This is a genomic window from Gluconobacter thailandicus F149-1 = NBRC 100600 (assembly GCF_000964465.1).
Classification (GTDB): domain Bacteria; phylum Pseudomonadota; class Alphaproteobacteria; order Acetobacterales; family Acetobacteraceae; genus Gluconobacter; species Gluconobacter thailandicus.
Genome location: NZ_BANH01000078.1, coordinates 40,078 through 47,261 on the forward strand (window position 1 = coordinate 40,078; position 7,184 = coordinate 47,261).

A 7,184-nucleotide genomic window follows, 5' to 3' on the forward strand; every position below is an offset into this window, starting at 1 on the left:
CGTTCAGACCGGCAGTTCTTTGGGACGGGCAAGGGCATACCACCGCACGACAAGGAAGCGTGACAGCAGCAGGGTCGTGAAGAGGGTCGTCACGATACCGATCGTGATGGTCAGGGCGAAGTTTCGCACAGGCCCCGTGCCGAACACGAACAGCATGACATGGGCCAGAAACGCGGTTGCGTTACTATCTACGATCGTACTGGTCGCGCGTTCGAACCCGGCCTGCAGAGCCTGCAATGGTCCACGCCCGCGCTTCACTTCCTCACGGATACGCTCGTTGATCAGGATGTTGGCATCCACAGCCATACCCAATGTCAGCAGCATACCCGCCATACCTGGCAGCGTCAGCGTTGCCTGGAAGAGCGACAGGATCGCCACCATCAGGATCAGGTTCGCGAACAGGGCAATATCTGCATAAAGGCCGAAGCGTCCATAGAAGAGCACCATGAACACAACGACCAGCAGGAAACCGACACCAAGACTGATGATACCAGCATGAATGGACGCCGCACCAAGGCTCGGGCCAATCGTGCGCTGTTCAATCACGGCGAGCGGAGCGGGAAGGGCGCCAGCACGCAGCAGAAGAGCAAGATCAGAGGCGCTGTGTGCATCAAATCCACCCGTAATCTGACCGCTTCCAGCCGTGATAGGATTGATGATGTTTGGCGCTTCAATGACCTTGTCATCCAGCACGATGGCAAAACGCTTGCCAACATTCGCACGGGTCGTGTTCGCAAAGGCTGTCGCACCAGCACTGTTGAGCTGGAAGGTCACAGCCCAGCCACCGCTCTGCTGATCAATGACAGCACCAGCATTCGTCAGGTCGGTGCCATCAACGTCGACATGGTCCTGAACAGCAACCTGAGAGTGCGTGCTGATATCCTCAAGCATCGTCGAACCCGGGCTCGCAACGCTTGGATTAGGCGCCAGCAGACGGAACGTCAGACGAGCGGTCGTGCCCAGCAGCGTCTTGATCCGCTCCGGATCGCTCACGCCAGGCAGTTCCACCACAATCCGGTCATCACCTTCGCGGGCAATGCTCGGGTCAATCGCGCCTGTCGCATCAATACGGCGACGCACAATTTCGATGGACTGAGCAACGGCATCGCGTGCCCGGGCCAACATGGCATCGTGCTGCAACGTCAGGACAATGCGGCCGTTAGCTTCAGCGACGTGGAACTCGTTCGGCACCACAACCGGAAGATCCTGCATGGTCTTCAGAGCAGACGCGCGCTCTTCATCAGAACGCGGCTCGAAGCTGAGGCTGGCAGTCTGATCGTCCTTCTGGAAGTCCCGGTAACCAAGGGACTTGTCCAGAAGGGTCTGACGGGCCTGATCCTGCAAAGACTGCAAGCGGTCGTGCTCAAGAGACTTCAGGTCAAGCTGAAGAAGCAGATAGGATCCACCACGAAGATCAAGGCCAAGATGGATCTGCCGCCAGGGCAGGGACGGCGTGGGGGCACGCATGAAATTGGGCAGACAAAGCAGGAGGCCGATCAGGCAAACGCCTACGACGCCCAGCAGTCTGAGCCGGCTGTAATACATCATAACGGGTCGAGATGTCCTCGGCGGGTTTGGACGGTTCGAGTTTCTTGCGCGGGACCATGCCGCTTCCGCAATGCCGATGCAACCTTTCACCAACATTGCAGGCCTATTCTGGACCTGACGACTTTGCGAAGTCGCGGCAGGCTGGTAATCCTGTCACGCATGAACACTCGGCGACAGCTTCGGGTCGGCATCGTCGGTGCCGGTCATTTCGGGCGGTTTCACGCTCTCAAGTCAGCAGCAAATCCGGATGAACATCTGGTTGCGCTCTTCGACCCCGACCCGGCCAGGGCTGCTATTGTTGCCCGCGAAGCAAAATGCGCTTTAGCCCCTACTTACGAAGCCCTTCTTGCAGATGTCGAAGCTGTCATCATCGCAGCACCTGCCGAGTACCATTTCAAGCTGGCCAGTGAGGCACTTGAAGCCGATCGTCATGTTCTGGTGGAAAAGCCCATCGCAGCAACACTGGACGAGGCATATCGACTAGCGGAAATCGCTGCGAAAACAGGGAAGGTCCTCCAGGTCGGGCATCTCCTTCGATATTCTGCAGAACATAAGGCCATTACCAAACGCATCACAAAGCCGCTTTACATCGAAGCAACCCGCATCGCACCATTCAAGCCGCGCGGAACGGACGTATCAGTCATTCTCGACCTGATGATCCATGACCTTGATCTGGTTCTGGCAATTGTGGATAGCCCGATTGCCGCCATTGACGCCATCGGCGCGGCCGTATCGAGCGAGCATGAAGATATTGCCAATGCTCGCGTACGCTTCGAAAATGGTTGCGTGGCCACGATTACCGCAAGCCGGATTTCCCTTAAAACAGAACGACGTATGCGGCTTTTCTCACAGGACGGATACCTGTCTGCTGACTTCATGGAGCGCAAACTGAGCTTTATCGGGCGTGAGCGCGGCCTACCACTTCCGGGCACCGGCGGCTTCCGACGAGAAGCCATAAGCTGGAATGATCACGATAACCTGACAGTAGAGCATCAAGCTTTCGCTGCTTCATGCCTGACCGCTGCCCCCGTACTTGTAGACGCACAGGCAGGAATTCGCGCTCTTGACGCTGCAATACGCGTTACAGAAAGCATTCATGCTTCCCGAAAAACCATGGAGCTTTCAGGCCTTATTCCCGTGATGGACAAGACCTGAAATCACATCAGCATCTTATTGAGATTGCAGCTCTTCTTTCTTGGCTTCAAGATTTAGCCACTGCTCTTCAGCCTCAGTCAGAGCATTCTCTGCAACCTGAAGAGCGTCACTGATCTTTGTGAATTTCGCAGGATCCCGGCTATAGAGTCCCGGATCCGCCAAAGCTTCGCGATAGACTACAATTTCCTTCTCGAGCTTGGCCATTTTCCCAGGAAGAAGATCCAGCGTGCGCTTGTCGTTATAGCTTAGCTTCGTCTGCTTTTTATCTGATTTTACAGTATTTTTAGCAATTGAAACTTCTTGGGATTTCTCATCGACACTCCGTTCAGCGGGAGCTTCACCACGCCGCTGAACAAGCATGTCAGAATATCCGCCAGCATACTCGATCCACTGCCCGTTCCCTTCGGACACCAGAACCGATCCAGCAACACGGTCGAGAAAATCACGATCATGGCTGACGAGCAGAACCGTGCCTGCATAATCGGCCAGCATGTCCTGCAGCAGATCCAGCGTCTCCAGATCGAGGTCATTGGTAGGCTCATCCAGCACCATGAGACTGGACGGTTTTGCCAGCGCACAGGCTAGAGCCAGACGTCCACGTTCTCCACCTGACAGTTTCCCAACAGGGGTCCGAGCCTGTTCTGGACGGAACATGAAATCTTTCATGTAGCCAATGACGTGTCGCTTCTCTGTCCCGACCTGCACCATGTCGCCACTACCACCCGTCAGGGTATCGGAGAGCGTTTTTGCTGGATCAAGACTTTCCCGCTGTTGATCCAGCGTGACCATTGCCACAGATGGACCAATGTAAACCGAGCCTTCCTGAGGGGCCATTCGGCCCGTCAGCAGGCGGATGAGCGTTGTTTTACCAGCACCATTCGCTCCTACGAGCCCAAGCCGGTCTCCACGCAGAACCTTCAGATCAAGATTCTTGACAATCTGGCGGTCACCGTAGGTCCAGCCAAGATTTTCCGCACCAATGGTGATCTTTCCCGCACCCTCGGCCTCAGTGGCAGCCATCCGAAGAGTGCCAGTCCCACGGGAGGCAATTTCCCGACGGTTGTTCCTCAACGTCGCAAGTTCGGCCACACGACGGACATTCCGCTTCCGTCGCGCTGTTACACCGTACCGCATCCAGTCTTCTTCGCGGGCGATCTGACGATCGAGCTTATGAGCGTCACGCTCTTCCTGCTCCAAAACCTCATCGCGCCAGGTTTCATAGCGCGAGAAACCCTGATCCAGACGACGCGTCTTGCCTTGCTCAAGCCAGACAACGCTTCGGGAAAGCGTTTCCAGAAGACGACGATCATGGCTGATGACGATCATGGCGCACCGAGAGGCAGCCAGCTCTTTTTCAAGCCACGTAATTGTCGGCAGATCGAGATGGTTGGTCGGCTCATCGAGAAGCAACAGATCCGGCTCGGCAGCCAGAGCGCGGGCAAGGGCACAACGACGAACCTCTCCGCCAGAGAGCCTCTCGCATCCTTCGTCGCCCGTCATGCCAAGCTCAGCCAACATGGCGCGGGCACGATAGTGTTCCGTCTCATCCAGACCATCAGCAACGTAATGGAATGTCGAGGGATATGCGGAGAGATCTGGCTCCTGGGCCAGATAATGCACCTTTACCCCCGGCTGAACGAAACGCGTTCCGTCATCAGCGGTGATATCGCCCGCTGCTATTTTGAGAAGCGTGGATTTGCCCGAGCCGTTCCGCCCAACAAGGCAAATCCGTTCTCCTGGCAGGACGCCAAGCTCTGCTCCATCAAGGAGCGGGCGTCCGCCAAGAGTGTAAGTAATGTTCTGTAGAAGAAGGATGGGTGCCGACATACCCCCTATGTGTCGCAGGAGGCGTTAGCCCGCAAGGCACCCAGTCTCTGTTTTCATCTCAAACCGGCGCTACACCACCAGTTACAGCCTGATAAGTCGCGACAGCCAGAGCCAGGGGCTCGAAAGGCTTCGTAATCACGAACGAAGGTTCATGCGCTTCTCCCGTCAGAAGACGCTCCGGATAAGCCGTTACGAAGATGACGGGCGTTTCATGCGTCTTCAGGATGCGGCCCACAGCATGCATGCCATCTCCACCACCACCCAGATTGATATCCGCAAGAATCAGACCTGGCTTTGTCTCCGCAGCCAGCTTGACTGCATCGGCTTCCGTATGAGCCACCCCAGCGATCTTGTGACCGCACCGTTCAACCAGATCCTGAATATCCATCGCAATGATGGGTTCATCTTCGATAATAAGGACAGACGTCTGGGCAATCCCTTGCAGGGCCTGACGCGCAATCCCGAGTTCCCCGGCCGCCTCATCTTCAGACATCGAAAGCGCCCGCGCCGCCGATGACAGAGACTGTTCTTCCAGAGATGTCAAAAGAAGCAAGGCTCTCTGCGTGAGTGTCATGCCCGTATGAGAGGCCGATTTTTGTGAAAATTCCTGAACAAGCTTGCCATAAAGAGCCAGTCGGGCAGGGAGGTTTGCCTTCTCATCAGCCAGAAGTTCTTTCAGGGCACCAGCAACCAGCCGGTCTCCCTGTGCCTGATCTCCAGCGAGCGCGCGGGCAAAACGACGGGCATAGGGCAGCGCCGCAATAAGTTCCTGACGTGCCGTGTCAGTCATGAGTCCTTGGCCTCTTGCAGAATGGCCGCGCGGAAACCTTATGGAAAGCTATCCGTTTGCGGCAGTTGAATAATCATGACACGACCAGCATGACGCGCCTAGTGTCCGTTATACAGTCATACTTCACGCCTTCCTTTGAAAGGACAGTCCTCTGCCAAAACCTGTTTCCGGCGCTACACCGGCTCCACAGGAGAGAAGAGGCACTTCCTTTCATCAGGAGTTGCTGAAAACGCTCCCCGATCTCCGCGGTTTTGCTCGCTTCCTGACACGAGACGCAACTGCGGCGGACGATCTCGTGCAGGATACTGTTGTTCGCGCGCTGGCATCCCAGAGCCAGTTTGAAACAGGGACAACCCTGAAAGCGTGGCTGTTCACAATCCAGAGAAATGCCTTTTACGAACAGCGCAGACGCTCATCCCGTGAACAGGAGGTCATGCAGGATTTCGAACTCGATATGCCTGTGTCGTCTGAAGCTCCCTCGATGCAAAGCGCCAGGGACGCAGTTACGGATCTTGGTGAAATCCTCTGGAAACTGCCTGACCTTCTCCGTGAAGCCATTATCCTGGTGGGAGCACAGGAACTTTCATACGAAGATGCGGCCTGCATCTGTAATGTCCCTCCAGGCACCATGAAAGCCCGTGTTTCGAGAGCCCGCAGCCAACTAGCCGCTTTGACCGAGACGGAAAATCTGAGCGAAATTCACATCTAAAAAACTGTTAAATAACGATTTTTTAAAAAAATATAAAAAAAGATCCTCTGGATGCAACGATCCTGAAGCCTCGTTCATTGATCCCATGAAACAGGACGAAATCAGGAGTATTTCCCATGACGTTCCATGATCAGGTCATCGCCATTCTTCCGAAGCTTCGCGTTCAGGCTCTGTCCCTGACACGCAACCGTGCTGCTGCGGAGGATCTTGTTCAGGACGCCGTGTGTAACGCTCTTGCCGCCCAGAACAGCTTCATCCCAGGTACCAATTTCTCGGCTTGGATGCATCGCATTCTCCGCAACCGCTTTATCTCGGATCTGCGTAAGCGCCGTGAGACAACAGATATCGATGATGTGCCAGCCTCCACGTTTGCCAGTCCGGCAACTCATGAAGACAGCCTTGCACTCAAAGACCTGTCTCTTGCCCTGTCCCGCCTTCCAGCCGATCAGCGCGAAGCCCTTGTCATGGTCGTCATTCAGGGCATGAGCTACGAAGCTCTGGCCGAAGCCACCGATTGCGCCGTTGGCACAGCAAAGAGCCGTGTTTTCCGGGCACGTCGTCAGCTTGAAGCCTGGATGACGGGCGAGATGCCGAGCAATGACAAGCTGCGCCTGAAGGTCAAGGCGCTCCGTGAAGCCATTGATGCTCGCCATCGTGACGGCAAATCTTCGGACGATCTGTTCCTTTCCTGAGCTTTCGTGAACTTTTACCCTTGCGTGAACGTTAGAGTTTCGTCCATTTCGGAACTAAGGCAATTACGACAAGCCTGTCGTATTTTGTAAACATTTCGTTGCTGCTGCCATCAGTTGTCTCTTGATATGGGGCAACTGATGGCAGGCATTTGCAGGGACAGGAGCGATTGCTCTCCTTTGTCACAGAAAGGCTCAGGACTAGAACATGACCGGAGGAGACAAGTCCCCATCCTCATCCGGAAAATCAAAAGCAGAAGAAAATGATTCTCCTTTTGGTGTCTGGCTGAGTCGCGGACTTCATCAGCTCTTTGACGATGTCGCGAATGAACCGATTCCTGACGAACTTCTCAAACTGATCGAAGAAGACCGCAACAAATGAGAAGGCTTAAAGCCCGGCCAGGTGTTTCAGGTCGGCGGTCTTAAGAGCCTGTTTGGAAAATCGATCTGATGTGATTCAAGCTCT

7 protein-coding genes are annotated in these 7,184 nt (G+C 55.1%); 4 read left to right on the top strand and 3 right to left on the bottom strand.

Features of this window, described 5'->3' with window-relative positions; translation table 11 throughout:
* Window positions 1–3: 3 nt before the first annotated feature.
* A complete protein-coding gene (secD, locus tag B7444_RS15000) occupies window positions 4–1,545 on the bottom strand; it encodes a protein translocase subunit SecD (protein WP_007281984.1) in 1,542 nt (513 codons plus the stop codon).
* Window positions 1,546–1,707: 162 nt separating this feature from the next.
* Here secD and B7444_RS15005 point away from each other — a divergent pair, with 162 nt between their 5' ends.
* The gene (locus B7444_RS15005; protein WP_007281985.1) at window positions 1,708–2,703 is read left to right on the top strand and encodes a Gfo/Idh/MocA family protein; all 996 of its coding nucleotides are present in this window, start codon (window positions 1,708–1,710) and stop codon (window positions 2,701–2,703) included.
* A 15-nt stretch (window positions 2,704–2,718) separates the two neighbouring features.
* On the opposite strand, the gene B7444_RS15010 is transcribed toward B7444_RS15005, so the two are convergent.
* Together B7444_RS15010 and B7444_RS15015 are read right to left on the bottom strand one after the other, a co-directional pair.
* Window positions 2,719–4,530: an ABC-F family ATP-binding cassette domain-containing protein gene (locus B7444_RS15010; RefSeq protein ID WP_007281986.1), complete on the bottom strand. Its 1,812-nt coding sequence runs from the start codon at window positions 4,528–4,530 to the stop codon at window positions 2,719–2,721.
* 58 nt (window positions 4,531–4,588) lie between these two features.
* A complete protein-coding gene (locus B7444_RS15015) occupies window positions 4,589–5,320 on the bottom strand; it encodes a response regulator (protein ID WP_007281987.1) in 732 nt (243 codons plus the stop codon).
* 220 nt (window positions 5,321–5,540) lie between these two features.
* Here B7444_RS15015 and B7444_RS15020 point away from each other — a divergent pair, with 220 nt between their 5' ends.
* From B7444_RS15020 to B7444_RS16660, 3 genes are all read left to right on the top strand, one after another.
* On the top strand, window positions 5,541–6,029 hold the full coding sequence (locus B7444_RS15020; protein WP_007281988.1) for a sigma-70 family RNA polymerase sigma factor: 489 nt from the start codon (window positions 5,541–5,543) through the stop codon (window positions 6,027–6,029).
* 116 nt (window positions 6,030–6,145) lie between these two features.
* On the top strand, window positions 6,146–6,721 hold the full coding sequence (locus tag B7444_RS15025) for a sigma-70 family RNA polymerase sigma factor (RefSeq protein WP_007281989.1): 576 nt from the start codon (window positions 6,146–6,148) through the stop codon (window positions 6,719–6,721).
* A 205-nt stretch (window positions 6,722–6,926) separates the two neighbouring features.
* The gene (locus tag B7444_RS16660) at window positions 6,927–7,100 is read left to right on the top strand and encodes a NepR family anti-sigma factor (RefSeq protein WP_007281990.1); all 174 of its coding nucleotides are present in this window, start codon (window positions 6,927–6,929) and stop codon (window positions 7,098–7,100) included.
* The last annotated feature ends 84 nt before the right edge of the window (window positions 7,101–7,184 follow it).

What these genes read in the sequence shown, in the direction of transcription:
- secD (WP_007281984.1), bottom strand. Translation starts at nt 1,545, where the DNA reads ATGTATTACAGCCGGCTCAGACTGCTGGGCGTCGTAGGCGTTTGCCTG.
- B7444_RS15015 (WP_007281987.1), bottom strand. Translation starts at nt 5,320, where the DNA reads ATGACTGACACGGCACGTCAGGAACTTATTGCGGCGCTGCCCTATGCC.
- B7444_RS15025 (WP_007281989.1), top strand. Translation starts at nt 6,146, where the DNA reads ATGACGTTCCATGATCAGGTCATCGCCATTCTTCCGAAGCTTCGCGTT.
- B7444_RS15010 (WP_007281986.1), bottom strand. Translation starts at nt 4,530, where the DNA reads ATGTCGGCACCCATCCTTCTTCTACAGAACATTACTTACACTCTTGGC.
- B7444_RS15005 (WP_007281985.1), top strand. Translation starts at nt 1,708, where the DNA reads ATGAACACTCGGCGACAGCTTCGGGTCGGCATCGTCGGTGCCGGTCAT.
- B7444_RS16660 (WP_007281990.1), top strand. Translation starts at nt 6,927, where the DNA reads ATGACCGGAGGAGACAAGTCCCCATCCTCATCCGGAAAATCAAAAGCA.